This window comes from Streptomyces bambusae (genome assembly GCF_020532645.1).
In the GTDB taxonomy this organism is placed as follows: Bacteria; Actinomycetota; Actinomycetes; order Streptomycetales; family Streptomycetaceae; genus Streptomyces; species Streptomyces bambusae.
Map to the genome: position 1 here is coordinate 47,196 of NZ_JAJAUZ010000029.1, position 25,694 is coordinate 72,889.

Here is a 25,694-nt window from a genome sequence, read left to right on the forward strand (position 1 = left end):
GTGTGCTGTCCGGACGGTGGGCCGTCCGGATGTCCACGCGGGAGAGTAGACGATCCGTCAGGAACGCTGCACGGTGCGTCCGTTATCCGGGGCCCCGTCCCGGCGGCCGACTCCGTTGGTGTGAACCCGGGGGCGAACCCGTTCGGAGACCCGGGAAGACTCTTCATATTGACGCACAGTGAGCCCATGGAGATGGAGTCAGAGCAGCCGCCCGTCACGTTCTCCGCACGCCGCACCGCGATGACCGCCGCCGTGGCGGTGGCCCTGATCGCCGGTGCGCTCGTGCTCAGGCCGGCCGCCCCGCGGACGGACGACCCGCGGCCGCCGCTGCCCGAGCAGCGGGCCATGGTGTCGGTCGGCATGGGGGCACCGGCCGCGGCCACGGACGTGAACGCGCTGATCGACGACCGGTCCCGCTGGGTCAAGGCGCATCCGGCGGACGACGGCGCCTGGGCGGTGCTGGGCGCGGCGTACCTGGAGCAGGCCCGCCGGACCGCGGACGCGGCGTACTTCCCGCAGGCGGAGGCGGCCCTGAAGCGGTCGCTGTCGCTGCGGCCGGCGGAGCGGGGCAACTTCGACGCGATGGTCGGGATGGGCGCGCTGGCCAACGCGCGCCGGGACTTCGCGACCGGCCGCAAGTGGGGCGAGCTGGTACGGGCGCAGTCGCCGCGCGCGTGGACGGCGTACCCGGTGCTGATCGACGCGTACGCGGGCCTCGGCACGTACAAGCCGGTGGAAGCGGCGATGGAGAAGCTGATGTCGCTGCGCGGCGGGCTGCCGGGGTACCTGCGGGCGTCGCAGGTGTACCGGGACCGGGGCTGGCGGGAGGACGCCGCGGCGGCCGCGGAGCACGCGCGGGCGGCGGCGAAGACGCCGGCGGAGAAGGCGTACTGCATGTACCGGCAGGCGGAGCTGCTGTGGGAGCGCGGCGAGACGGAGGACGCGCTGCGCTCGTACGAGGGGGCGCTGCGGGCGGATCCCACGCAGGCGCTGGCGCTGGGCGGGCGGGCGCGGGCGAAGGCGGCGCTGGGCCGCACGGGTGAGGCGGTGCGGGACTACCGGGCGGCGCTGGAGGAGCTGCCGTCGCCGCAGCTGTCGCTGGAGCTCGGCGAGCTGCTGCAGTCGCTGGGCCGCGGCGAGGAGGCGGAGCAGGCGTACGGGCTGCTGCGGGCGCAGGTGGCGCGGGCGGAGTCGTTCGGGGTGCGGGACGAGGTGGTGTACGGGTTGTACGAGGCGGACCACGGGGATCCGGTGGCGGCGGTGCAGCGCCTGCGGGCGGAGTGGACCCGGAGCAAGAGCGTGCAGGTGGCGGATGCGCTGGGGTGGGCGCTGTTCCGTTCCGGGGAGCCGGTGGAGGCGCTGTGGTACGCGCGGAAGGCGACGGACCTGGGGCTGCGGAGCGCCGAGTTCGCGTACCACCGGGGCGTGATCGAGCGGGACCTCGGCCACACGGCGGCGGCCCGGCGCCACCTGGAGGAGTCGGTACGGACGAACCCGCGCTTCTCCCCGCTGCGGGGCCCGCGCGCGAAGGCGGAACTGGAGGCGCTGTCGGCCCTCCCGGAGGGCGGCCCGGAGCACGTCCTGCCGGTGGAGCCGTGGACCCCGCCGGTCATGCCGAAACCGGCGAAGCCGGTGCAGCCGGGGGCGGGGGCGGACGCGAAGGCGGGGTCGGGGTCGGGGTCGGGCGCCGGTACGGGCTCGGGCACGGGCTCGGGCTCGGGCACGGGCACGGGCTCGGGCTCGGGCTCGGGCTCGGGCTCGGGCTCGGGCTCGGGCTCGGGCTCGGGCTCCAGCACAGGGTCGGGCTCCGGCACGGGGTCGGGCTCCGCCGCGGGTTCGGGGTCCCGCTCCCCCTCGGCCGCGGGGACGCGGTCCGGAGCCGGAGCCGGAGTGCAGGCGAAGCCGGGCGGCGGCGCGTCGGGCCGCGCCCGGACGCCGGAGCCGGAGCCGGAGCCGGAAACGAGAACGGGCGCGCGCGTCCGCGGCGGAGCACCTGGTGCGGCCCCGGACGCCGAGCGGCGCCCGCAGACCGGCGCCCGGCCGTAGCGGAGGGCGGGTGACGGGCCTTGCCGGAGCGGGTCCCGGCCGCCCCCCTCCGGCAGCCCGAACCCGCTCCGTTTCCCAACGGATTCCGCTGAGAGGTCCCGGCCCGGCCGGAGCGGGCCGGGCCGGGAGGGCCCCGTGGCGGCGGGGCGGCCCGGAGCGGGGCCGACGGCCACAGCGCTGCGGGGCGTCACCCCGCCGGAGCCGGGCAGCGCGTTTGCCGCGGCCGGCGGGGTCGTACGTAAGGCCGCCCGGAGCGGGGTCCGGGCGGCCGGGGCCCCGCCGGCCGGGTGCGGCGGGCGGGGCCTGGGCACTGCGAGGGGGGGGAACCGTCAGAGGTTGCCGCGCTTGTCCTGCTCGCGCTCGATCGCCTCGAAGAGGGCCTTGAAGTTGCCCTTGCCGAAGCCCATGGAGCCGTGCCGCTCGATGATCTCGAAGAAGACGGTGGGGCGGTCCTGGACCGGCTTGGTGAAGATCTGCAGCAGGTAGCCGTCCTCGTCGCGGTCGGCGAGGATCTTCAGCTCGCGCAGCTCGTCGATCGGCACGCGGGTGTCGCCGACCCACTCGCCGAGGGTGTCGTAGTACGTGTCCGGGACGGACAGGAACTGGACGCCCTGGGAGCGCATGTAGCGGACGGTGGCGCAGATGTCGTTGCTGGCGAGGGCGATGTGCTGGACGCCGGGGCCGTTGTAGAACTCGAGGTACTCGTCGATCTGCGACTTCTTCTTCGCGATCGCCGGCTCGTTGATCGGGAACTTCACCTTCTTGGTGCCGTCCGCGACGACCTTCGACATCAGGGCCGAGTACTCGGTCGCGATGTCGTCGCCCACGAACTCCTTCATGTTCGTGAAGCCCATGACCTTGTTGTAGAAGCCGACCCACTCGTTCATGCGGCCGAGCTCGACGTTGCCGACGCAGTGGTCGATGGCCTGGAAGGTGCGCTTGGCCGGGCCTTCGACCAGCGGCTCGGCGGTGACGAAGCCGGGGAGGTACGGGCCGTCGTAGCGGGAGCGGTCGACCAGCGTGTGGCGGGTCTGGCCGTAGGTGGCGATGGCCGCGAGGACGACGGTGCCGTGCTCGTCGGAGACCTCGTACGGCTCGTCCAGGCCGCGGGCGCCCTGCTCGACGGCGTACTTGTAGGCGGCACGCGCGTCCGGGACCTCGATGGCCAGGTCGATCACGCCGTCGCCGTGCTCGGCGACGTGCTCGGCGATGAAGCGGCCGTGGTCGGTGGTCGCCTTGATGACCGAGGTCAGGACGAAGCGGGCGGAGCCGTTCGTCAGGACGTAGCTGGCCGTCTCCCGGCTGCCGTTCTCCGGGCCGGAGTAGGCGACCAGCTTCATGCCGAACGCCGTGGCGTAGTAGTGCGCGGCCTGCTTGGCGTTGCCGACGGCGAAGACGACGGCGTCCATTCCCTTCACCGGGAACGGGTCGGCCTCGCGAGCGGTGTCCGGGGCGGTGTGATCCAGCGTCTCAGTCATGAACGCAGATTCGCTCCGATCCACAAGGTGCGCAATAGTTTCCTCATTCACTGGTCAATCTGCACAGCAGACTGCGAGGATCAACGGAACTTCTGTACAGGATGACCACCCTTGGAGGCCCCGTGGGCATCGACCCGCTGGACGGCAGACTCATCGTCCTCCTCGCCCGCGAGCCGCGCATAGGCGTCCTGGAGGCCTCGCGCCGGCTGGGCGTGGCCCGCGGCACCGTGCAGGCGCGGCTGGACCGGCTCCAGTCGAGCGGGGTGATCTGCGGTTTCGGCCCGCAGGTGGACCCGGCGGCGCTGGGCTATCCGGTCACCGCCTTCGCCACGCTGGAGATCAAGCAGGGCCAGGGCTCCGACGTACGGGCCCACCTGGCCGGCGTGCCCGAGGTGCTGGAACTGCACACCACGACCGGGCACGGCGACATGCTGTGCCGGCTGGTGGCGCGCTCGAACGCGGACCTCCAGCGGGTGATCGACCGCGTGGTCGGCTTCGAGGGCATCGTGCGCGCCTCCACGGCGATCGTGATGGAGAACCCGGTGCCGCTGCGGATCATCCCGCTGGTGGAGCAGGCGGCGGCGGACCACGAGGGGTGAGTGCGGCCCCGCCACAGGCATGCAAAGGAACCCTTGCAAAAAACCCGCTGCAAAGCTTCCTTTGCATTCCTACGCTCGCCCCATGCCCGAAAACCCGGAGAACCCAGACCCCGCCCGGTCACCGCAGTCGCCGCCTCAGTCGCCGCCCCAGTCGCCGACTCGGCCCGGTGAGCGCGTGGTCCGCACCCTCGACGCCCGCACCCTGCGCGGCCTCGCGCACCCGCTGCGCATCCGGCTGCTGAGCGTCCTGCGCAACGACGGCCCGGCGACCGCCTCCCAACTCGCGGGCGTGCTCGGCGAGTCGAGCGGCGCGACCAGCTACCACCTGCGCCAGCTCGCCGCGTACGGGTTCGTCGAGGACGCGCCGGAGCACGGCAAGGGCCGGGAGCGCTGGTGGCGGGCCGTGTACGACGGCACCCGTTTCGACGACCGGCTCTCCGACGACCCGGATCCGGCGGTCCGCGGCGCCGCGGACATGTTCCTGCACGAGATCGCCACCGTGCACGCGCAGGAGCTGGCCACCTGGCTGGGCAATGCGCACCGCTGGTCGCCGGAGTGGCGACGGGCCTCCGACATGAGCGACTACACGGTCCGCCTGACGCCCGAGCGCAGCCACGAACTGATCCTGAAGATGCACGAGTTGATCCAGACCTACCGGGACGCCGAACCGGCCGACCGGGCCGACGAGCCCGAGGGCACCACCCCGGTCCGCTTCCACCTGCACGCCTTCCCGCGCACCACCGCCTGAGCCGCCACGGCACCGCGCACCCGGCACCGCACCGCGCCGCCCCGCGCCGCACCGACAGAGGAGGAGCATCACCGTGAGCCACCCGGGGGGATCCGTGGCCGCACGAACCGGCGGCCGACGGCGGCCGTTCGCCGCCGTCCTGGCCGCCAACACCGTTTCCATCGCGGGCACTTCGCTCACCATGATCGGAGTGCCGTGGTTCGTCCTGCAGACCACCGACAGCCCGGCGCGGGCCGGCGTCGTCGCGTTCTGCGCCACGCTGCCGGTGGTGGTCGCCGCGCTGGCCGGCGGCCCGGTCATCGACCGGCTCGGGCGGCGGCGCGTCTCGGTCGCCTCCGACCTGGTGTGCGGGCTGTCGGTGGCCGCGATCCCGCTGCTGCACTACGCGGGACTGCTGGAGTTCTGGATGCTGTGTGCGCTGATGGCCGTCGGCGGGCTGGCGCACACCCCCGGCATGACCGCCCGCAACGTGATGCTGCCGGACCTCGCCGAGCACGCCGGCACCACCCTGGCCCGGGCGTCGAGCCTGTACGACGCGGTGGCGCGCGGCGCCCGGATGATCGGGGCCGCACTGGCCGGCGTACTGATCACGGTGCTGGGCGCCGAGGCGGTGCTGCTGCTGGACGCGGCCACCTTCGCGGTGTCGGCGGCGCTGGTGGCGGCCGGGGTGCGCGGGTTCGCAGCCGCGGAGCCGCAGCCGGCCGCCGCCGCCGTGTCCTTCGCCTCGTACCGCGCGGAGCTGCGCGAGGGGTACGCGTTCCTGCTGCGCACCCGGCTGCTGCTGGGCGTGACGGTGATGGTGATGCTGACCAACGGCCTGGACCAGGCGTGGAACGCGGTCCTGCTGCCGGTGCACGCCCGGGAGGAGCTGGGCGGGTCGGGCGGACTCGGGCTGCTGATCGCCCTGTTCGGCGGCTTCGCGTTCCTGGGGGCGCTGCTGTACGGGGCCGTCGGGGAGCGGTTCCCGCGGCGGGTGGTGTTCACGGTGGCCTTCATGATCGGTGGGCCGACCCGCTGGCTGGTGGCGGCGTGCACGGACACCACGCTGCCGCTGGCGGTGACCATGGCCCTCGCCGGACTCGGCATGGGCATGCTCAACCCGATCCTGTCCGTCGCGTTCTACGAACTGGTGCCGGACTCGCTGCGCAGCCGGGTGACGGGGGTGAGCACGGCCGGCTGCGAGCTGACGATGCCGCTGGGCGGGCTCGCCGCGGGCCTGCTCGTCGAGGGGACGGGCACGACGGCGGCCCTGCTGCTGCTCGGCGGGGTCTACCTGCTCACGACCCTGGCGCCGCTGGTCTTCCCGGCCTGGCGCACCCTGGACGGCACCGGTGCCCGGCGCGGTCCCGCGGCCGTCAGCAGCTCGGGACCTGGCCGCCCTTCTGCAGGGCCCGCAGTGCGGACACCGCACCCTCCAGCGTCGTAACGGGGATCAGTCGCAGCCCGTCCGGCAGGTCGGACTCGGCGTCCGCGCACTCCGCCTTCGGTACGAGGAACACGGTGGCCCCGTCGCGGCGGGCGGCCTGGGTCTTCAGGGCCACTCCGCCGACCGCGCCCACCTCGCCGTCCGGTGTGATCGTGCCGGTGCCGGCGATCGAGCGGCCGCCGGTGAGGTCGCCGCCGCTGCCGTTGCCGTCGAGCTTGTCCACGATGCCCAGGGAGAACAGCAGTCCGGCGCTGGGTCCGCCGACGTCGGCCAGCTCCAGGTCGACCTTCACCTTCGCCGGGTCCTTGTGCAGGTAGGCGAGGGCGGCGGCGGCCGCGGAGGACTGGGACTTCGCCATTTCCTCCAAGTTGTGCCGCTCGATCTGCCGGTCCGATTTGCCGGACGGATAGACCGACTCCTTCGGCAGCACCGCCCGGTCGGTGCGGAACCAGCTGTCGACCAGCTCGGGCAGCCGCACGTCCGTGGACGGGTTGGTGGCGAGGATCGTGGTCATCCGCAGCTGGCCGTCCGTCTTGCGGACGGGCGCGCCGGTGATGGTGATGACGGGCCTGCCCTTCTGCTCGCCGAGCACGTCCGCCGTCAGGCCGGGCCGGGCCAGCGCGAACGGCAGCGGGGCGAGGGCCGCGACGGCGAACAGCGCGAGCACGGGCGCGGCGCACAGCGCGAGGGCCGCGGGGCGGGGCAGACGTGTGAGGCGTGAGAGCACCCGGCCAATCTAGCTGGCCGGGTGCCCGGTACGGCTCCGGCGAGGTCAGCGCAGTGCGTCGGCGACCTCGCGGGCCGCGTCGACCACGCGCGGGCCGACCCGTTCCGGCACGGCGTCCGCGAGCATGACCACTCCGACGCTGCCCTCCAGCCCGGAGATCCCGACGAGCGGGGCGGCGGCTCCGCTGGCACCGGCCTCCAGTTCGCCGTGCGTGAGCGTGTAACCGGGGTCGGTCAGCACGCCCTGGCGGGCGGCGAGGATGGCCCGGCCGGCCGCCCCGCGGTCCAGGGCGTGCCGGAACCCGGCCCGGTAGGCCACGTGGTAGTCGGTCCAGGTCGGTTCGACGACGGCGACCGCCAGGGCCTCCGTACCGTCGACGAGGGTCAGGTGGGCGGTGGCACCTATGTCCTCGGCGAGCGAGCGCAGCGCCGGCAGCGCGGCCTCGCGCACCAGCGGGTGGACCTGCCGGCCCAGCCGCAGTACGCCGAGGCCGACCCGGGCCCGGCCGCCGAGGTCCCGGCGGACGAGCGCGTGCTGTTCCAGCGTGGCCAGCAGGCGGTAGACCACGGTCCGGTTGACGCCGAGCCGGTTCGAGAGCTCGGTGACGGTCAGGCCGTGGTCGGTGTCGGCAAGAAGTTTGAGGACGCGCAGTCCCCGGTCGAGCGTCTGGGAGGTTTCCGCGGTCACGACGCCTCTCCCTCTTTCGGTGAGCGGCGGGGGGCTCTCACGGGGGAAGCGCTGCCGGTCCCATCGGCGACGCACGGAGAGGCCGCCGGTGTAGGCCAAATGCCCGGCTGCGCTCCGCGGCGGCGCTGCCACGGGGCGTTTCTTTGCGGGGAATGTAGCGACCGGGTCCCGCTGAGCGGAAGCCCTCGTCCAGAATCCGGGCGTCAGCGAGCAATTTGCGCCGCTTCGGGACCAAGGTCGGGCAGTCTCGGGACCTTTCGCGTCCACGACTCCTTTACCGCTTCATTACTGTGTAAATGTTCGAAGGCGGTGTTCGGGAGGGGAGGCGAATCCGTGAATTGGCACCGGTGTGCGGCCATGGCAGCGGCCGCGTCGACGACCGCGGCGGCCGCCGCCGTCCTCGTGGCGGGCCCGGCCGCAGCGGCGGCACCGGCCCCCGCAATCGCACGGCTGTCGGCGGAGGCTCCAATTCCGCCGCCTTCCGAGTCCCGGACGAACCTCCTGCACGGCGACGCCGGCAGCGGCGCCCCATGGGCGGTGGCCGGCGGTTCCCTGCTGCTGCTCACCGGCGCGGCGATGGTGGCGGCCGGCCATCGCGGCCGCGCCTGCTGAGCGAATCCGGCGAATCCGCCGGATGCAGCGAATTCAGTGGATCCGGAAGATTCGGACGAAAAGGGCCCGTGCGTTCCTCCGCACGGGCCCTTTTCCGTCGTCAGGCCCTCACCGCATCCGGGTGGCCCACTCCTGCACCTTCTTGATCCGCTCGCGCAGCTGCCCGGCCGTGGCCTCGGCGCTCGGCGGCCCGCCGCACACCCGGCGCAGCTCGGTGTGGATCACGCCGTGCGGCTTGCCGCTCTGGTGGACGTACGCGCCGACCATCGTGTTCAGCGACTTCCGCAGCTCCAGCAGCTCCTTGTGGGAGACGACCGGGCGCCGCTCGGCGGGCAGCTCCAGCAGGTCCGCTTCGGCGTCGGGCCGGCGGCGGCTGTGCGCGATCTGCCGGGACTGCCGCTTCTGGAGCAGCAGCTGCACCTGGTCGGGCTCCAGCAGGCCGGGGATGCCGAGGTAGTCCTGCTCTTCCTCGCTGCCCGGGTGCGCCTGCATGCCGAATTCGGCGCCGTCGTAGAGGACCCGGTCGAAGACGGCGTCGGACTCCAGGGCCTCGAAGGACATCTGCTCGTCCTCGCCGGTGTCCTCGTCCTCCTGCCGGTTCGCCTCGTCCATCTCCTTCTCGGATTCGGCGTACGGGTCCTCCTCGCCGGCCTTCTTCGGCTTGTCGAGGACGTGGTCGCGCTCGACCTCCATCTCGTTGGCGAAGCCGAGCAGGTACGGGATGGTCGGCAGGAACACCGACGCGGTCTCGCCGCGCCTGCGGGAGCGCACGAAACGCCCGACGGCCTGCGCGAAGAACAGCGGCGTGGAGATCGTCGTGGCGTACACGCCGACCGCGAGGCGGGGCACGTCGACGCCCTCGGACACCATGCGGACGGCGACCATCCAGCGGTCCGTGTTCCCGCTGAACGTGTCGATGTGCTTCGAGGCGCCGGCGTCGTCGGAGAGCACCAGCGTGGCCTTGGTGCCGGTGATCTCCCGGATCAGCTTGGCGTACGCGCGGGCGGAGTCCTGGTCGGAGGCGATGACGAGGCCGCCGGCGTCGGGGATGCCCTTGCGGACCTCGGTAAGCCGCTGGTCGGCGGCGCGCAGCACGTTCGGCATCCAGTCGCCGCGCGCGTCGAGCGCGGTGCGCCAGGCCTGCGAGATGGCGTCCTTGGTCATGGGCTCGCCGAGACGGGCCGCGATCTCGTCGCCGGCCTTCGTGCGCCAGCGCATATTGCCGCTGTAGGAAAGGAAAATGACCGGACGAACCACCCCATCGCCGAGAGCATTCCCGTATCCGTAGGTGTAGTCGGCGGAAGATCTCCGGATTCCGTCATTCCCTTCTTCGTACGTGACGAAAGGGATGGGATTCGTGTCGGAGCGGAAAGGGGTGCCGGTGAGGGCGAGCCGGCGGGTGGCCGGATCGAAGGCCTCCAGACAGGCCTCGCCCCACGACTTGGAGTCGCCGGCGTGGTGGATCTCGTCGAGGATCACGAGCGTCTTGCGCTGCTCGCACCGGTTGCGGTGCAGCATCGGCTTCACGCCGACACCGGCGTACGTGACGGCGACGCCGTGGTACTCCCTGCTCAGCGGCCCGGAGGAGTACTCCGGGTCGAGCCGGATGCCTATCCGGGCGGCGGCCTCGGCCCACTGCTTCTTCAGGTGCTCCGTGGGCGCGACGACGGTCACCTGCTGCACGACGTGGTGGTGCAGCAGCCAGGAGGCGAGGGTGAGGGCGAAGGTGGTCTTGCCGGCGCCGGGGGTGGCGACGGCGAGGAAGTCCCGGGGCTGGGTCTGGACGTACTTGTCCAGTGCCCCCTGCTGCCAGGCACGCAGCTTGCTGGCGGTACCCCACGGCGCACGGCCGGGGAAGGCGGGTGAGAGGTGGTGGGAGGCGGTAGTGGTCACGGTCTCCGGCTCGGGTCTCTCGGCGCACAGGGCCGACCGGTACGGGCGACGCACGGACCGGCCCGGGCGACGCGGGCAGTCGTACGTAGGACAACCGGGCCACCTTACCGGGGTCAACGCGCCCACCCGGGCCGGACAACGCCGTGACCTCGGGGGGTGCGGTGAGGGTCACATCAGGCCGAGAAGAGTGGCAGCCGCTTCGCGATCACCGACGCGTCGAGAAGCCCCTGGCACACGTCGAGCACGAACCGCTCGGCCTCGTCGATGTCGAAATTGGCGTCGAGAGGATGCCCGTTCATGTGCAGGAAGACCCAGGTCGCGTACCAGGCGATGCGCTTGTTCCCATCGACGAGCCCGTGGTTTCGGGCCAGCGACTCCATGAGGGCGCCCGCCTTGTGCCACACGTCCGGGTAGGCGTCCTGCCCGAAGACGCTGGCCTGGGGGCGCAGCAGGGCCGATTCGAGCAGACCGTAGTCGCGCACGTCCTCGGTCCCGAGCCGCTTGGCCAGGTTCAGCAGCTCGGGAAGCGTGAGGTAGTACATCAGGCGAGCCTCCGGTTCAGCTCCTCGCTGACCTTCAGCACGTGATCCGCCGCCTCGTTGAAGAGACGGGAGTGCTCGTTTATGGCCCTGATGACGGCGTCATGGGCGAAGGACTGCATGCTCAGTCCCTCCGCGGTCGCACGCTCCCGCAGGGCGTCCAGCTCTTCGTCGGTGAATCGCACGTTGAGTCCTGCCATGACTAGACGGTACCGCGCGGTACCACGCGGTGTCACGCAGGCTTCGGCAGCACCCTGGTCGACACCCACGCCCCCGCCAGCGCGACCGCGGCCATCGGCAGGAAGATCGCCACGAAGGCCCCCGGATGGCTCGCCCCGGCCGCCGCCACCGCGTGCCCGTCGCCGACCGCCGCCCCGCCCAGCGCGGCGAAGGCCGCGCCGCCGCCGGCCAGCAGGACGACGTTGGCGAGGGCGTCGGAGATCTGGAGGGCGGCGGAGTTCGCGCCCGCCTCCTCCGGCGGGGACAGCTTGAGCAGCAGCACGCTGGTGGAGGTCACCGCGAGGCCCATGCCGAAGCAGCCGAGTGCCCAGGCCACCGCGACCACCCACACCGGCACGGACTCGACGAGCACGCTCGGCACGGCGGCGATCGACACCGCCACCAGCACCATGCCGCCGGCCATCATCCGCTCCCGGTACGGGTCCAGCCGCGGCCGCGCCTGCACCCACGACCCGAACGCCCAGGTCGCCCCCGCCCCGGCCAGACTGAGACCGGCGTACGTGGGGCTCAGGCCGCGCTGGGTGACGAGCATCAGCGGGATGAAGCTCTCGGCGGCGATGAACGCACCGCCGGCGAGGCCGCGCAGCAGCACCACGGCCGGCAGCCCGCGGGCGGCCCGGTAGGTGCCGCGCGGCATCAGGCTGCGGCCGCCGGTCACGGCGGGCACCAGCAGCACGAACCCGGCGAGTACGGGCGCCAGCGACAGCCAGCGCAGGTCCTGCGCCCCGTACTGGATCAGCGCGGCCCCGAACGCGATCCCGAACGCGAGCCGGATCCGGCGGCGGTCGAACGGCACCGGCGGCGCGGTGGGGTCGGCGGGCCCGGACGCGGTGCGCCGGATCGCGGGCAGCGCGAGGACCAGCGGCGGGACGACGAGCACGGGGATCCCGACGAACACCCACCGCCAGCCGATGTGCTCGGTCACGGTGCCGGCGACCAGCGGGCCGACCACGGACGGCACCACCCAGCTCGCGGCGAAGGCCGCCATGATGGCGGGGCGCAGGCGTTCGTCGTAGGCGCGGCTGACGACGACGTACAGGGCGACGATGACGAGGCCGCCGCCGAAGCCCTGGACGGCGCGGCCGAGCACGAACAGCCACATCGCGACGGCGGTCCCGGACAGCAGCAGCCCGGCCGCGAAGCTCGCGATCCCGACCGCGAGGGGGCGCAGCGGACCCTGCCGGTCGGACCACTGGCCGGCGAGCACCATCCCGAAGAGGCTGGTCGTGAAGTACGCGGAGAACGCGAACGCGTACAGGCCGACCCCGTCCAGTTCCCGGGCGGCGACCGGCATGGCCGTGCCGATGGCGGTGGCCTCGAAGGCGATGAGGAAGACGACGGTGACGATGCCGGTGCTGAGGGCGCGGTGGGCGGGGCCGAGGATGCCGGGTCGTGGGGGCGCGGGGGGTATCCGGGCGGTGTCCGCGCCGGGGCTGCTCTTCAGGGCCATCGCCCCAGAGTAAGGGCCGTGCCTGCCGTTCGCCCCTGTCGCGGGGCGTATCCGCGCCGGTCCGATGGCCGTAGGTCGGGCGGCGTACGTCCCGGGCCGTGTGAACGCGGCATGGCAGTCCTGTTGCAGCCCCCGCCGGCCCCTTCCCGCCCCCGCCCCGGCCCCCGTACGTTCCTTCTTGTCGCAACACCCCGACCGTGTGCCCGAGTGGCCCAGGGGCCGGCCTGCAAAGCCGGATACACCGGTTCGAATCCGGTCACGGTCTCCACGTACGGAACGCGCTACCGCCCGTCGCCGCCCTTGGGCACCGGGCCCGAGACCATACGCAGCACGGGCTTCTTCGGCAGCCCCGCGCCCCGCGCACAACCAAGTTCCGCCGCCACCGCGACGGCGGCGGCGTGCGCGAGCACGAGGTGGGCCTCGCGGACGGTCTTGGGGTCGGCGGTGGGGAAGGCGGTGTTTCTCACCTCCGTGAGCAGAACCACCGGCTCGCCGGTGGAGGAGGGCAGCCGGCGGCTGAGGCAGGCGAAATAGAGGAACGCCCGCGTCGGATTGGCAAGCGCATTGGTCCCGAGGGCGTACTGAAACGTTGTCGGCTCATCGCTCGGGCCAGCAACGTGCTCCTCATCAACCTGCGAAACGTCCACATCGAGATCGCTGATCTCGCGGCCGAGATAGACACTGCAGACCCGAAAGCCGCGGGGCCACGGCGTAGCCGATGAATGGTGTGTGACCAAGTCCCGGACCGCTCTGCGGACGCTTTGCTGCTCCGTGTCGCGCGAGGGTCGCCGGCCTCCGAGGGCAACATCGACTGCTTTAGCTGTGCCGCCCGAAAAGAGCCCGTGGCAGAGCGAGGACGCCTCGATGGCTTTCGACTCGGCCTCCCTCGGGGCGCCAACGCACCCCGTCAAGAGCAGAGTCACTCCGACGGCGCACAGGGTCCGGTCCATCACTGTCACCTAGTCACTCGTCCGTCTCCGGAGCATGCCCCTGCTGCTGTTGCAGCAAGTTGCCCACGTTGTAACCCGTCATCCAGTCCATTTCGAGATCCTGGGCGAAATCGCTGGTCGCCTTAATCCCATGCACGTCGCGAAAGGCTGCCACCGGGGCGCCGGCCGTCTCCCGACCCGCCCGGAAAATCTCGCTCCGCTGAGCGTGGACCCGGTCGTCCACATCCTCCTGGTGTTCCTGCTGTTCCGCGTGGGACCAGTTGCCGACCACCTGGCTGGCCAGTTCCTCCATCGCGCCACCGCCGGTGTCCACGGCAACGGGGACGATCACCGCCGCCGCACCGGCGACCGGCGCCGTGATCGGCAGGAAGGCCATTCCCGCCCCGACCGCCGCCGTCGCCCCGAATTCGACCCAGGCGGCGCGCTTCTCCATTTCGCGGTTGTACTCCTCGTCCGCCTTGATCGTCGCCTCCGTGACCTGGTCGGCCCGCGCCTGGTCGAGCAGGCCCTGCACCTGGGAGCCGGTACGGACCGCCTCCCGCACACCGCCCTCCCTGATGTGCCCGTGTGCGTCCACCTGCGCCTCCATCACGGAAGCCGTGTACACCCGCTCCGCCGCGGACACGGTGGCGTACGCCTCCGGATGCTGGCCGAGCGCACTGAGGAACTTCCGCGCCCGGTCCTCGCCGAGCCTCGCGTGCCCCCGTTCGTCCGCCGGTGCGAACGGGCTGCCGGCCTCCCGGTCGTTGAGGCCCCAGTTGATGTCGTCGATGTAGCCGGCGCCCATCCGGCCCAGGCTGTCCGCCAGGACCTCCTGGCGCTTGAGCAGAGCGGGATCCTCCCCGTACTTCTGCACCACCGCCTCCATCACGGACGCGCCCGCCTCGCTGCGCACGAGCCGGGGGTGCGGGTCGTCCCACGCATGCCCCAGCACCGCTGCCTCCAGGGCGTGGCCCAGGGCGTCCGGCATGTGGGAGTGGGACTTCGTCCACGTGGACGGGTTGGGGCTTTCCGTGTCCGGGAAGGACCGGTACTTCTCGTTCGTGAAGTAGTCCAGGTACGACGTGACCGGTTCGCCGTCCGCCGTGCGGCCCAGGTCCGGGGGGCCGGAGCGGGGCGTGCCGTCGGGGGCGTACGACGTCGGCGGGCGGTCCGGGTCGAAGAAGCGGGCGGCCGCCTCGGGGCTGTGGCCGAGCGCCTCCAGGAAGCTGTTGACGGGGTCGTAGCCGGACCCGTTCAGCCCGGACGGGTTCAGCAGGTGGCTCGCCCAGCCGTTCACCTGCCGCGACTGCGCGAAGAAGTCCGGCTGCGCCGCCTGCACCTGCACCGCGTGCTCCACCACCGGCAGCAGGAACCGCGGGTCGTACTCCCCGTACCGCATGATCCCGCCGAGCAGCTGGTACCCGAACGGCGGGTTGGCGTCCCAGCGCGCCAACGGGATCCGCTCCGTGCCCAGCCGCCGCAGCTCCCGCGCGAACGACTCCGGCAGGTGCACCGCACGGTCGGGATCGGTCGCCACGGCCAGCACCGTCCCGAGGTTGCGCTGCAACTCCCGTACGTCGGCCAGCCGCTGCGCGTCCTGCTCCCCGTACCGGTCGTACGTGTCCGTCGCGAGCCGCCCGAAGAACTCCAGCGCCCCGCGCGCCCCGAGCGCCGTGTAGAAGGCGGTGGCGAAGGCGGGCGCCGACCGGTTGTCCCGCAGGAGTTCGTTGAGCTGCACCAGCTCGGCGTGCGTCAGCGCCCGCCCGCGCGCGGCGAGCGCGGCCGCCCGCGCCGCCTCCTCCGCGTCGAGGCTGTCGAACCGCGGCCGCACGAACTGCCGCCCGTCCGCGCTGACATCGGCCCGCAGCGCCCGCGCCACCGACTGGTCGGCGTCGTCGCAGGTCTCGACGATCGCGGCGATCCGCCGTTCCAGTTCGGCGATGGCCGCGGCCTCCCGGCGGAGCAGGTCGGCGTAGCCGGGGTCGTTGCGCGCCTCGCCGCGTACGGCGGACAGCGGGCTGCGGGCGCGCACCCGGCCGGTGCCGGTGTCCACGACCAGGCGGGCGGCGGGTGCGTCGGTCTCCACGATGCGGCGGAGCTGGTCCTGGGCGGTCCGGAACGCGGTGTGGCCCTGTTCGAGGACGCGCCGGATGGCGTGCGCGGCGGCGGCGGCGTCGCCGAACTCCTTGGCCGTCTTCGCCACGAACGGCCGCGTGACCTCGGCGTTGGCGCCGCGCCAGTCGGCGGCGTCGGCCCGGGCGAGGAGGGAACGCCGGCTGTCGGCGGCCAGCCCGTCCAGCCGGGCGGCCATGTCCCGCCAGTCGGCGACGGCCTGGTGCAGGGCGGCGAGCCGCAGCGCGTAGACGTGCGCGAAGCTGAGCATCGGGGCGGTCAGGTGAGGTACGCGTCGATCTTCGAGGCGGAGAGCCGGGCGATGATGTCCGCCTCCTCCTTCGCGTGCGAGGCGACGGTGTGGTCGAGGTGGTTGGAGATGTTCGCGCAGGCGTCGAGGAGGGTGCGGAGCTGGCTGTTCCACCGGTCGTGAACGGTCAGCAGCGCGGGCCCGCTGCGGAAGGACGCGTTCGAAAGCGCGATGGCCGCGTCGAAGCAGGCCGGCCGGGCATGGTCCCCGTCCCGCGTCAGCCGCTGGTACAGCGCGTGGGCGGCGCTCCCCACGGCACCGAGCTGCCCCGCGTCGACGGCCAGATCCGCACCCCCGCCCGACCCCCGCCGCACCCGGGCCCACTCCTCGTCGAACGCCACCGCCGACCCTCCCCGCACCACCACACCGCCACGCCACCGGGCCCGCGCCCCGCGCCTACGCCCGGCACGCTACCGACGGCGGCCCCACGCGTGCGCCGTGACGGCCGGCCCCCGGTACGCCCGCCCCGCCCGGGCAGGCCCGGCAGACCCCCGCCGCACCTGACGATGCACCCGCACGAGTGACCCGCACCCGCCCCACGACGGGGTCACTCCCCCGGGCCCCGTCACTCGATCACCGGCGGCACCACCCGGCGGGACGTCTGTCCGGGCTCCGGCGGCTCCGGCGGGTGGGCGGCGCGCCGGGCAGGACCCGGCAGGGCACGCACACCGGCACCGGCGACCGGCGCCACGCCCGGAACAAAGGCGGCCCCGACCGCTCCCGGCGGGAGGCCGGACTGGGCGGGCCCGAAGGTGTCCCCGGTGGGCGCGGTGCTGACCGGTTCGGCGCCGATGACCAGGCCGGTCGGCAGGGCGGGGGCGGTTGGCGGGGCGAGGGCGACCGCGCGGCCTCCGACGATGCCGGGGGTGCGGGGCGGCGCTGCGCGGTACCGCGGGCCGTCCGCGCCGTCGGGGGACGAACGGGCGGCGGGCCCCGGGGCGTACGGATGCGGTGGGGCGGGGAAGCCGTACGGGACGGGCTCGGGTACGGACGCTCTCCCGCCCGGGCGGCCGTCGGCAGGGGCGGAAGGGTCCGGCGGGGCCGTCGGCGGGGCGGTCCCCAGGCCGTCGAGGTGCAGACCCTCGAGGTGCAGGCCGGCGTCCTGGTCCGTGACGGGTGTGACGGGTGTGACGGGTGTGCCGGGCGGGCCGGGCGGGCCGGGCCGCGACGGCAAGGGTCGGTGCTCCGGCCCCGCGGCCGGGACGGCGGCGACCGGCCCCGGCTGCCCCACCGAGCCGGCGGAAAGCGGACCCGCCGACCCCCCGGCCTCCCCCACCGAGCCGACGCCGTACGCCCCCACCCTCGGCGAGGCGGTCCCGCGCCCCCCGCACCCCCCGCCGCCCGCAGGCCCAGGCCCAGGCCCAGGTCCAGGTACGGACACAGGCGCAGACACAAGCCCCACCGGCGCCCGCGCCCCGTCCATCTGCTCCGCCGCCACCGCGTACGACTGCGCCAGCTTGGTCATCTGCCGTACGGCCTCGGCGTGTTCGGCCTCCGGTGCCGGGCCGGCGGTTGCCCCCAGGCCGGCCCGCACCTCCCCCAGCGTCTGGGCCGCGTGCCGGAGCCATTCCCCGCCCGTGCGGCCGTAGTCGGACAGTGCGAGGGCGGCGGCGGACATGCGGCGGACGCGGTCCTCGTACGCTTCGGCCGCCTCGCCCTCCCAGCCGTCGACGCGGTGGCGGCGCAGGGCCTCGCCGATCTCGCGGAGTGCGTCTGCGGCCGCCACCAGCTGCGCCGCGCAGCCCGCGACCGCCCCGGGGTCCGCCGCACCCACCATCCGGGCCGGCTCCCCGCGGCCGATTCCCTCGAAGTCCGTCGTCACGGCCCGCTCGCCCTCCACTCCGACGCCTGCCCGCTCGCCCACAGGGTGCCGGATCCGGTGGGGCGCGCCCGTACGGTCAGGACCCCGGGGTCGGGCCCCGTTCCGTCTCGTCCCGCGCCCGGCGCAGGTCCCGCGCCGCTTCCGCGTCCGTACCGGAGTAGTCCGCGCCCGCCGCGGCCACCGCGTCCGCCAGGGCGCCCAGCTGGAGTGCCAGGGCCCGGGACAGGCCGGTCAGTTCGGCGTGGAGCCGGGCGTGCGCGCGGGCGAGCCGGGCCGCTTCGGGGAAGCCGGTGCCGAGGGCGGCGGGCGGGAGGGCGGCGGCCGCCAGCCGGGCGGGGGCGGCCGGGGAGGTCTCCAGCCGGGCGAGCAGGTCGTCCGCCCGCCTCCGGCACGCGACGAGCGCACCGGCGTCCACCAGCAGGGGCGGACCGGTGGGCGGTCCGCCGGGAGCGGGGCCGGGCGCGCCGGGGCCGTGCGGAGCCGCCGGCACCCCGTCGCGCTCCTTCACGCCGGGCCCCTCAGCCTCCGGTGACCACAGCCGCGGACGGCCGGATCGGCAGGCGGTTGACCGGGCGGCCGGTGGCGGCGCGGACCGCGGAGGCGACGGCGGCCGGGGTGGTGACGACCGGGACCGCACTGGCGGCCTTCGCGCCGAAGGGGGCGACGACGTCGCGTTCCTCGACCAGCTTCACGATCCGGATGTCCGGCGCGTCCAGCGCGGTCGGCAGCGCGTACCCGGTGAGGTCGGGGTGGCGGATCAGCCCGCCCGCCGTCCGCAGGTTCTCGGTGAGGGCGGCGCCCACGCCCTGCGTGACGCCGGCCTCGATGCGGGCGGCCAGCTGCCGCGGGTTGAGGATCCGGCCGACGTCCTGCGCCACCGCGAGTTCCACGACCCGTACGGAGCCCAGCTCGATGTCGACGTCCACGACCGCGCGGACCGCGCAGAACGCGAGGCCCACGAACGCGTCGCCCTGCCCGGCCGCGTCCAGCGGCTCGGTCGGGTGCGGCCGGCACTGCGCGGTCGCCCACAGCTCCTTGCCGGCCATGGCCTCGGCCACGGTCGTCGTGAACGCGCCGTCGTACGAGGTGATCGCGCCGTCGGCGACCTGGAGCAGCTCGGTGGACATGCCCAGTTTGTGGGCCATCGGCTGGAGCAGCTGGGTGCGGACCATCTTGGCGGCGCGTTCGACGGCCCCGCCGGAGACCCACGTGTGGCGGCCGTGCGCGGCCGGGCCGGCGGGCGGCTGGTCGGTGTCGACGGGCGCCACGGCGACCTCGTCGACGCCGAGGACCTCCTGCACGATCTGGCGGGCGAGGGTGCTGAAGCCCTGGCCGGTCTCGACGGCCGCGCAGATGACGGTGGCGATGCCGTCGTGCACCTTGACGGTGGCGGTGGAGACCTCGTCGGTGCCCTCCGCGCCGAGCATGTGGACCATGCCGACGCCGTAGCCGACGCCGCGCCGGATCGCGCCCGGCTCGCCCGCGCCCTCGGGGCCGCCGGGCAGCAGCCACTCGTCCTCGGGGCTGTCCTTCGGCAGCGCGGGCAGCTCGAAGTCGCGGACCGCGCGCAGGAGTTCGGCGACCGGCGCCGGGCAGGTGACGGTCTGGCCGGTGGGCAGCAGGTCGCCGGTGGCGAGGACGTTGCGGAGCCGCAACTCGGCTCCGTCCAGGCCGAGTTTGGCGGCGAGCTTGTCCATCTGGCCTTCGTACGCGGCGCAGACCTGCATCGCGCCCTCGCCGCGGACGTGCCCGGACGGCGGGTTGTTCGTACGGACCGCCCAGCCTTCGACGAAGGCGTGCGGGACGACGTACGGGCCGCAGGCGAACGCGACGGCGGCGGCGAGGGATTCGGCGGAGGAGTCGGCGTACGCGCCGGCGTCCATGAGGATCTGCGCCTCGACCTTGACCAGCCGGCCCTCGGCGTCCGCGTGGTGGCGGTAGCGCAGCAGGGTCGGATGCCGGTGGGCGTGGCCGAGGAAGGACTCCTCGCGGGTCGCGGCGAGTTTGACGGGGCAGCCGGTGCGCAGGGCGAGCAGGCCGAGCGGCAGCTGGAAGCCGGGGTCCTCGCGGTCGCCGGTGGCGCCGGGGACGCCGGTGACGACGACCTTGACGCGTTCGGGTTCGAGGCCGAAGCAGGCGGCGGCGAGGTCGCGGTCGCCGTGCGGGTCGGTGGAGGCGGTGTACAGCTCCACGCCGCCGTCGGGGCGGGGCACGGCGAGTCCGGCCTCGGCGCCGATGGGCGCGGGGTCCTGGCGGCCGATCCGGTAGAGGCCCTCGACGACGACCTCGCCGGTGGCCTCGGGGTCGCCGAAGGCGAGCGGGATGTGCCGGATCAGGTTGCCGTCGGGGTGCAGGGGCGGTGCGCCGAAGGCCTGCTCGGGGTCGGTGACCGCGTCGAGGAGCTCGTACTCGACGGTGATCGCGGCGGCGGCGAGCCGGGCGGTGTCGGGGTGGTCGGCGGCGACGGCGGCGATGGGCTCGCCGTGGTGGCGGACCACGTCGTGGGCGAACACCGGCCGGTCGGCGATCCGGCGGCCGTGGGTGGGGGCGCCGGGGACGTCGGCGTGGGTGACGACGGCCCGCACGCCGGGCATGGCCACGGCGCCGGAGGTGTCCACGGACAGGATGCGGGCGTGCGCGTGCGGGGAGCGGAGCACGGCGGCCCACAGCAGGCCCTCGGCCCACAGGTCGGCCGCGTACGGGAACGTGCCCTCGGTCTTGGCGCGGGTGTCGGTGGGCATGACGGACGCGCCGATGCCGCGGGGCTCGCCGGCTTCCGCGTCGGGCTGCGGGCCGGCCGCCGCCGCTGCGAGGGCCGTCGCGGTCGCGATCGCGTCGGGCGTCGCGGTGGCCGCGTCGTTGCTCACGCCATGCCTCCCATGCCTCCGTGGTGGTGCTCGGGGTGGTGCTGGACCCCGCCGGCGCCGGGGGGTGCCTGGTGCGGGACCCGGAGGCCGGGGGCGGGGTCGGCGCCGTCGGCCGGGTCTCCGGCAGCGGCCTCGCGTTCGGCGACGACCTCGCGGACGGCCTCCAGGACCCCGCGGTAGCCGGAGCAGCGGCACAGGTTGCCGCAGAGCGCCTGGCGGGTCTCCAGCTCGCTGGGGGCGTGGTTGCCCTCCAGCAGGTCGTGGATGGTCATCGCCATGCCGGGGACGCAGAAGCCGCACTGCACGGCGCCGGAGCGGCACAGCGCCTGCTGGACGTCGGACAGTTCGCCGTCGGTGGCCAGGCCCTCGACGGTGCGGACCTCGCTGCCGGCGGCGGTGGCGGCCGGTACCAGGCAGGAGGCGACGAGCCGGCCGTCGACCTGCACGGCGCAGGCGCCGCACTCGCCCTGCGAGCAGCCGTCCTTGGCGCCGGCCAGGCCGAGCCGTTCGCGCAGCACGTAGAGCAGCGACTCGCCGATCCAGGCCCCGGTGACGGGCCGGTCGGCGCCGTTCACACGCAGCACGTAGGAGGCGTACGGGTGCTCCTCGTGCGGGTCGGCGACGGCGTCCTCGGCCGACCCCGCCGCGGCCGTGCCGTACGCGGTGCCGTGCCCGTCGGTGCCGTCCCCGGCGGTGTGGCCGGGCTCCTCGGCCGGGCTCCCCTGCGGGTCGGCGAGCGCCGCACCTGCGCCGTCGGTCCCGTGACCGTCGGCGGCACCGGCGGCCGCGGAGCCGAAGCCGGCGTCGTGGCCGGCACCGGTCCCGTGGTCCTCGTGCCCGGCCGCCTCGCCGGCGGCCCCGTGCGGGTCCGCGGGCCGCGCGCCGGCGAAGTCGCCGGCGTGGTCCGCGTGGGCGGGTTCGGCACCGGCGGCTTCGAAGCCTGCGTCATGGGCTGCACCGGCGCCTTCGGTGGCGTGCCCTTCGGCGGCACCCGTGGCGGCGAAGCCGCCGTCCGCACCGGTCCCGTCCGGGTCCGCGGGCCGCGCGCCGGCGAAGTCGCCGGCGTGGTCCGCGTGGGCGGGTTCGGCACCGACGGCACCGAAGCCGTCGTAGGCCGCGCCGCCCCCGTGCGGGTCCGCCTCGTCACCCTCGCCGGAACCACCCGCGTAGACGGCCGCGTCGGCGCCCGCGGGCGCGTCGTCGGCCGGGTGGCCCTCGTGGGCGGCCGGTCCGGCGGGGGCGGGGGCCTCCGGGGCGCCCGCCCCGTGGCCGTCGTGCGGGGCGGGGCCGTTCCCGAAGGCGTCGAAGGAGCCGCTCTCGCCGCCGGCCGCCGGGATCGCGGCGAGCTCCGCCGCGATCTGGAAGCCCTGCCCGAGGGTGCTGCCGGGCCCGTAGGACGCGGGTGCCGGCGCCGGCGCCGCGTACGGATCGGCCGCCGGGTAGTCCGGGTACGGCTCCGGGTGGCCGGCCGCCGGGTCCTCGGCGGGGGCGGGGGCGGGGGCGGTGCCCAGCGCCTCCGCGGCCAGGTCGGTGAAACTGCCCGTCAGGTACGCGTCGGCGGCGGGCGCCGGCTCCTCGGCCGGGAGGCGGACGGTGCCCGTGTAGTCGGCCGGCGGTGCCACGTAGCCGCGTACGCCGTCGAACCCGGCGGGGGCGGGGTGGTGCTGCCCGCCCTCCGCGTCGGCCGCCAGGTCCGCCGCGGCGGCCTCCTCGCGGGCCGTCTCCGCGGCGAGCGCCTCGGCCCAGGGGGCGGGCGCGCCGCCGGGCAGGGTGGCGGGGGCCTGGTGGGCCCACTCGGGCCGCAGCGCGGTGCGCGCGTACTCGCCGGATTCCTCCGGAAGGTCTCCCTCCGCAACGGGCACCGACCATTCACCCGTGAGGGCGTGGTCCGGCGCCGGTACGACGGCTTCGGCGAAGTGCCACTCGGCGGTGGCCCCCGGGTCGTGCTCGCCGGGCTCCTCCGGCGCGGGCGCGGCGGCGACCGGCCAGCTGACGGGGTCCCCGGCGGGCAGCGTCCAGGTGCCGGTGGCGCCCGGGTCGGTGCTCGCGGCCGAGGTGACCGGCACGATCACCGGCGGTACGTAGCCGTGGCCGGGCGCGGCCAGCGGCTCGCCGGTCCCGGTGCCGGTGAGCATGTCCGGCGGGAGACTGACGAACGCGGTCGCGTCGGAGTCGTACTCGCCGCCCTGCGGCACCGGTTCCCAGCCCCAGCCGGCGGCGCCCTGTGCGGGGTCGTGCGTGTTCTCGTTGCCACTCATGAGGTCAGGGCCCTTCCCAGAGCTCGCCGGGCCAGCACGGCCACGGTCCGCCGCAGCTGCAGTACCGCCGGCGGCACCGGATCCCCCTGATCCGGTACGCAGGCCATCGCCACGTAGTCGCCGAAGGCCTCCAGCGCCTCGGGGGCGAGGGTGCGCTCGCCGTCCCAGTCGATGAGGGAGGCGACCCACTGCTCGGCCTCCAGGGGCCGCAGCGGCATCGGGGCGACGGCCCCGACCGCGCAGCGCACGCCGCGGCGGGCCGGGTCGAGGACGAGGCCCACGGAGGCCACGGCGCGGCCGGGTCCGGTGCGGCCGGTGGCCTTCAGGAACACCTGCGGGGCGTGCAGCAGCGGCACCCGGACGAACCCGATGAGTTCGCCGGGGCTGAGCATCTCGCGGCCTGCCAGCAGGTGGGAGACGGGGATCTCGCGGGTGCCGCCGGGGCCCACGATGAGGAGCACGGCCTCCAGGGCGGCGAGCACCGGGAGGGCGTCGCCGGCGGGCGCGGCGGTGGCGATGTTGCCGCCGAGGGTGCCGGCGTTGCGGATCTGCGGGGGTCCGGCGGCGCGGGCGGCGGCGGCCAGGGCGGGGATGAGGGCCGCGAAGTCGGGCCGGCCCATCCGGGCGTGCGTGAGGCCGGCGCCGAGCAGGGCGTGGCCGTCCTGGTACTGCCAGCCGCGGATCTCGCTGATGCGGCCCAGGCCGACGAGACCGGCGGGCCGGAGGAGTCCGGAGTTGACCGCGGTCATGAGGTCGGTGCCGCCGGCGACCGGCACGGCGGCGGGCATGGCGGCGAGCGCCGCCACGGCCTCGTCGAGCGAGGCCGGCAGCATCACGGACTGCGTCGCCTGCGGTGCGTGCGTGGTCAACCCAGCTGCCCCTTCCCGATGTCCCGGCGCTCACGCCTGTCCGCCGTACGGTACGTGCTCACCGCCGGGACGTGGCAACTCTGGCACATCTTCCGCGCCGTGCGACGCGAGGGGGCACCGGAGGCGGTTCGCCCCCGACGTCACCGATAGTCCGGTTCCTCCTGATTCTCGACAGAGTTCCGCTTACCGCTCTTCGGCGGCTTTCACGGGAGTTGGGGCGGCTGATACGGATTGTTCGCTTCCGCCGCAGCAGCCGCCACGCGCCCCTCGCGCACCCGCACCGCCCGCACGCCCGGACCCCCGGGCCCGCCGCCGAACTCCCGCCCCGCTCACGCCTCCGGCGGCGCGCCTTCCCGGGGCCGTCCGAGCACTCCGGGGCGGCGCTGCCAGGGCAGCGGGCCGCCGGGCGGCCGGTAGCCGACACCGAGCGCGTCGAGCCGGGCGTAATGGGCCGTCATACGGGCCTCGAAGCCCGGCCAGTCGCGGTCCGCGGGGGCCGGCAGCGCGGACCACACCACCTCCGCGAAGGCCGCCAGCCGCGGGAACACCTGGTAGTCCACGCGTCCCTGGTCGGCCATCACCTCGGTCCACACGTTCGCCTGCGCACCCAGCACGTGCGCCGCCGCGTCCGCGGACAGCCCGGGCGGCACCGGCTCGAACCGGTAGACGTCCTCCAGGGTCCGCACGTACGCGATGGGCATCGGCTCGTCCGGGCTTCCGCTTTGCCGGTAGTCCAGGTAGACGTGCTGCTCGGGGCACATCACGACGTCGTGCCCCGCCTCGGCGGCGGCGATGCCGCCCGCGTAGCCGCGCCAGGACGACACCGCGGCACCCGGCGCGAGTCCGCCTTCCAGGATCTCGTCCCATCCGATCAGGCGGCGGCCGCGGGCGGCCAGCCAGCCGTCGAAGTGCCGGATGAACCAGGACTGGAGGCCGTCCTCGCCGGCCACGCCCAGCTCCCGGATCCGCGCCTGCGCGGCCGGCGAGGCCCGCCACTCGTCCTTGGGGCACTCGTCGCCGCCGATGTGCACGAACGGCGAGACCTCGGCCGGAAACAGCTCCAGCAGCTCCTCGAAGACGCCCTCGTAGAACCGCAGTACGTCCTCGGTGGGCGCCAGCACGTGCGGGCTGATCCCCCAGTCGTCCCAGACCTCCAGCGCCGCCGTGTCGACGACGTCCGCGTTCCCCAGGTGCGGGTAGGCGGCGATGGCGGCCAGCGAGTGGCCGGGCACGTCGATCTCGGGGACCACCCGGACGTGCCGTTCGGCGGCGTACGCGACGATCTCGCGGATGTCGTCCTGGGTGTAGAACCCGCCGTGCGGGGTCTCGTTCCACAGCGGGGAGGCGCGGTGCCCCCAGCGGCTGCGCGGCCGCCAGGCGCCGACCTCCGTGAGCCGCGGGTACCGCCGGATCTCCACCCGCCAGCCCTGATCGTCGGTCAGGTGCAGGTGCAGCACGTTGAGCTTGTGGGCGGCGAGCAGGTCGATGTACCGCAGGACGCCGTCCTTGGGCATGAAGTGCCGTGCCACGTCGAGCAGCATCCCGCGCCACCCGAACCGCGGCCGGTCCTCGATCCGCACGGCGGGCAGCCGCCAGGTGCGGCCGGGCAGCGGGGCGCGCCGGTACGCGTCCGGGCCGAGCAGCTGACGGAGGGTCTGGGCACCCCAGAAGGCGCCGGCCGGGCCGCCGGCGAGGACCTCGGCGCCCTCCGGGCCGGCGGTGAGCCGGTACCCCTCGGGCCCGAGCTCCTTCCCGGTGGCAGCGTCGACGGCGATCCGCAGGCCGGCGGTGCCCGGGTCGCCCGCGGGCGGCAGCAGCGGCAGCCCGGTGGCGGCGCCCAGCTCGCGGCGCAGCCACGCGGCGGCACCCTCGCCGCCCGGCCCGGCGGCGAGGGTACTGGCGGGGGTGAGCTCGTACGGGTCCGCGCCGGCGGTCGTCCCGGTGCTCAGCGGGGCCGGGATCAGGTCCGGGGCGGCGACGGCAGGGGCGGCATCTCCGTTGCGTTCTGTGCAACGGCTGTTTCGCAGAGCGCTCATGGCGGGACCCTACGGGACGACGAAGGCCCCCGGGCCGTGTTTC

21 protein-coding genes and 1 tRNA gene are annotated in these 25,694 nt (G+C 74.6%); 6 read left to right on the forward strand and 16 right to left on the reverse strand.

What is annotated here, in order from left to right; genetic code table 11:
- Nucleotides 1-186: 186 nt before the first annotated feature.
- The gene (locus tag LG634_RS37935) at nucleotides 187-2,046 is read left to right on the forward strand and encodes a tetratricopeptide repeat protein (RefSeq protein ID WP_264203389.1); all 1,860 of its coding nucleotides are present in this window, start codon (nucleotides 187-189) and stop codon (nucleotides 2,044-2,046) included.
- 329 nt (nucleotides 2,047-2,375) lie between these two features.
- On the opposite strand, the gene hppD is transcribed toward LG634_RS37935, so the two are convergent.
- Nucleotides 2,376-3,524, reverse strand: coding sequence for a 4-hydroxyphenylpyruvate dioxygenase (gene hppD, locus LG634_RS20790; RefSeq protein WP_226735409.1), 1,149 nt, complete (start codon nucleotides 3,522-3,524; stop codon nucleotides 2,376-2,378).
- Nucleotides 3,525-3,625: 101 nt separating this feature from the next.
- On the opposite strand from hppD, the gene LG634_RS20795 reads away from it, so the two are divergent.
- From LG634_RS20795 to LG634_RS20805, 3 genes are all read left to right on the forward strand, one after another.
- A complete protein-coding gene (locus LG634_RS20795; protein ID WP_226735410.1) occupies nucleotides 3,626-4,123 on the forward strand; it encodes an Lrp/AsnC family transcriptional regulator in 498 nt (165 codons plus the stop codon).
- 82 nt (nucleotides 4,124-4,205) lie between these two features.
- On the forward strand, nucleotides 4,206-4,871 hold the full coding sequence (locus tag LG634_RS20800; protein WP_226735411.1) for an ArsR/SmtB family transcription factor: 666 nt from the start codon (nucleotides 4,206-4,208) through the stop codon (nucleotides 4,869-4,871).
- A gap of 94 nt (nucleotides 4,872-4,965) precedes the next feature.
- Nucleotides 4,966-6,297, forward strand: coding sequence for an MFS transporter (locus tag LG634_RS20805; RefSeq protein ID WP_226735412.1), 1,332 nt, complete (start codon nucleotides 4,966-4,968; stop codon nucleotides 6,295-6,297).
- Here the strand turns inward: LG634_RS20805 and LG634_RS20810 are convergent.
- Entirely contained in the window at nucleotides 6,227-7,024 is a 798-nt protein-coding gene (locus LG634_RS20810) for a S16 family serine protease (protein ID WP_226735413.1), read from the reverse strand. The two genes, LG634_RS20805 and LG634_RS20810, sit on opposite strands and share 71 nt — an antisense overlap.
- A gap of 45 nt (nucleotides 7,025-7,069) precedes the next feature.
- On the reverse strand, nucleotides 7,070-7,711 hold the full coding sequence (locus tag LG634_RS20815) for an IclR family transcriptional regulator (protein WP_226735414.1): 642 nt from the start codon (nucleotides 7,709-7,711) through the stop codon (nucleotides 7,070-7,072).
- Between the two features lie 357 nt (nucleotides 7,712-8,068).
- Between LG634_RS20815 and LG634_RS20820 the strand changes: the two genes are divergently transcribed.
- Nucleotides 8,069-8,323 carry a hypothetical protein gene (locus LG634_RS20820; RefSeq protein ID WP_226735415.1) on the forward strand — a complete coding sequence of 85 codons (255 nt, stop codon included), beginning with the start codon at nucleotides 8,069-8,071 and terminating at the stop codon, nucleotides 8,321-8,323.
- 108 nt (nucleotides 8,324-8,431) lie between these two features.
- On the opposite strand, the gene LG634_RS20825 is transcribed toward LG634_RS20820, so the two are convergent.
- From LG634_RS20825 to LG634_RS20840, 4 genes are all read right to left on the reverse strand, one after another.
- Nucleotides 8,432-10,216, reverse strand: a complete 1,785-nt coding sequence (locus LG634_RS20825; protein WP_226735416.1) for a DEAD/DEAH box helicase — start codon at nucleotides 10,214-10,216, stop codon at nucleotides 8,432-8,434.
- Nucleotides 10,217-10,389: 173 nt separating this feature from the next.
- Entirely contained in the window at nucleotides 10,390-10,758 is a 369-nt protein-coding gene (locus tag LG634_RS20830; RefSeq protein ID WP_226735417.1) for a type II toxin-antitoxin system death-on-curing family toxin, read from the reverse strand.
- On the reverse strand, nucleotides 10,758-10,955 hold the full coding sequence (locus LG634_RS20835; protein WP_226735418.1) for a plasmid mobilization protein: 198 nt from the start codon (nucleotides 10,953-10,955) through the stop codon (nucleotides 10,758-10,760). Before LG634_RS20835 ends, LG634_RS20830 begins: the two co-directional genes overlap by 1 nt.
- A 32-nt stretch (nucleotides 10,956-10,987) precedes the next feature.
- Nucleotides 10,988-12,445, reverse strand: a complete 1,458-nt coding sequence (locus LG634_RS20840) for an MFS transporter (RefSeq protein WP_226735419.1) — start codon at nucleotides 12,443-12,445, stop codon at nucleotides 10,988-10,990.
- 193 nt (nucleotides 12,446-12,638) lie between these two features.
- Here LG634_RS20840 and LG634_RS20845 point away from each other — a divergent pair.
- Nucleotides 12,639-12,713 (forward strand) — tRNA-Cys (locus LG634_RS20845).
- A gap of 13 nt (nucleotides 12,714-12,726) precedes the next feature.
- Here the strand turns inward: LG634_RS20845 and LG634_RS20850 are convergent.
- The 9 genes from LG634_RS20850 to LG634_RS20890 form a co-directional block, all read right to left on the reverse strand.
- Complete coding sequence (locus LG634_RS20850; protein ID WP_226735420.1) at nucleotides 12,727-13,182, reverse strand: hypothetical protein; 456 nt, start codon at nucleotides 13,180-13,182, stop codon at nucleotides 12,727-12,729.
- Between the two features lie 226 nt (nucleotides 13,183-13,408).
- Nucleotides 13,409-15,760: a hypothetical protein gene (locus tag LG634_RS20855; protein WP_226735421.1), complete on the reverse strand. Its 2,352-nt coding sequence runs from the start codon at nucleotides 15,758-15,760 to the stop codon at nucleotides 13,409-13,411.
- Nucleotides 15,761-15,768: 8 nt separating this feature from the next.
- Nucleotides 15,769-16,140 carry a hypothetical protein gene (locus LG634_RS20860; RefSeq protein WP_226735422.1) on the reverse strand — a complete coding sequence of 124 codons (372 nt, stop codon included), beginning with the start codon at nucleotides 16,138-16,140 and terminating at the stop codon, nucleotides 15,769-15,771.
- A 224-nt stretch (nucleotides 16,141-16,364) separates the two neighbouring features.
- Nucleotides 16,365-17,663, reverse strand: coding sequence for a hypothetical protein (locus LG634_RS20865; protein ID WP_226735452.1), 1,299 nt, complete (start codon nucleotides 17,661-17,663; stop codon nucleotides 16,365-16,367).
- A gap of 34 nt (nucleotides 17,664-17,697) precedes the next feature.
- Nucleotides 17,698-18,129, reverse strand: a complete 432-nt coding sequence (locus LG634_RS20870) for a DUF2563 family protein (protein ID WP_226735423.1) — start codon at nucleotides 18,127-18,129, stop codon at nucleotides 17,698-17,700.
- Nucleotides 18,130-18,139: 10 nt separating this feature from the next.
- Entirely contained in the window at nucleotides 18,140-20,488 is a 2,349-nt protein-coding gene (locus tag LG634_RS20875) for a xanthine dehydrogenase family protein molybdopterin-binding subunit (protein WP_226735424.1), read from the reverse strand.
- Entirely contained in the window at nucleotides 20,485-22,746 is a 2,262-nt protein-coding gene (locus tag LG634_RS20880) for a 2Fe-2S iron-sulfur cluster-binding protein (RefSeq protein WP_226735425.1), read from the reverse strand. The genes LG634_RS20875 and LG634_RS20880 overlap by 4 nt, the downstream gene beginning before the upstream one ends.
- Entirely contained in the window at nucleotides 22,743-23,615 is an 873-nt protein-coding gene (locus tag LG634_RS20885) for an FAD binding domain-containing protein (protein ID WP_226735426.1), read from the reverse strand. The genes LG634_RS20880 and LG634_RS20885 overlap by 4 nt, the downstream gene beginning before the upstream one ends.
- Before the next feature lie 329 nt (nucleotides 23,616-23,944).
- Complete coding sequence (locus LG634_RS20890; RefSeq protein ID WP_226735427.1) at nucleotides 23,945-25,651, reverse strand: beta-N-acetylhexosaminidase; 1,707 nt, start codon at nucleotides 25,649-25,651, stop codon at nucleotides 23,945-23,947.
- Between the last annotated feature and the right edge of the window lie 43 nt (nucleotides 25,652-25,694).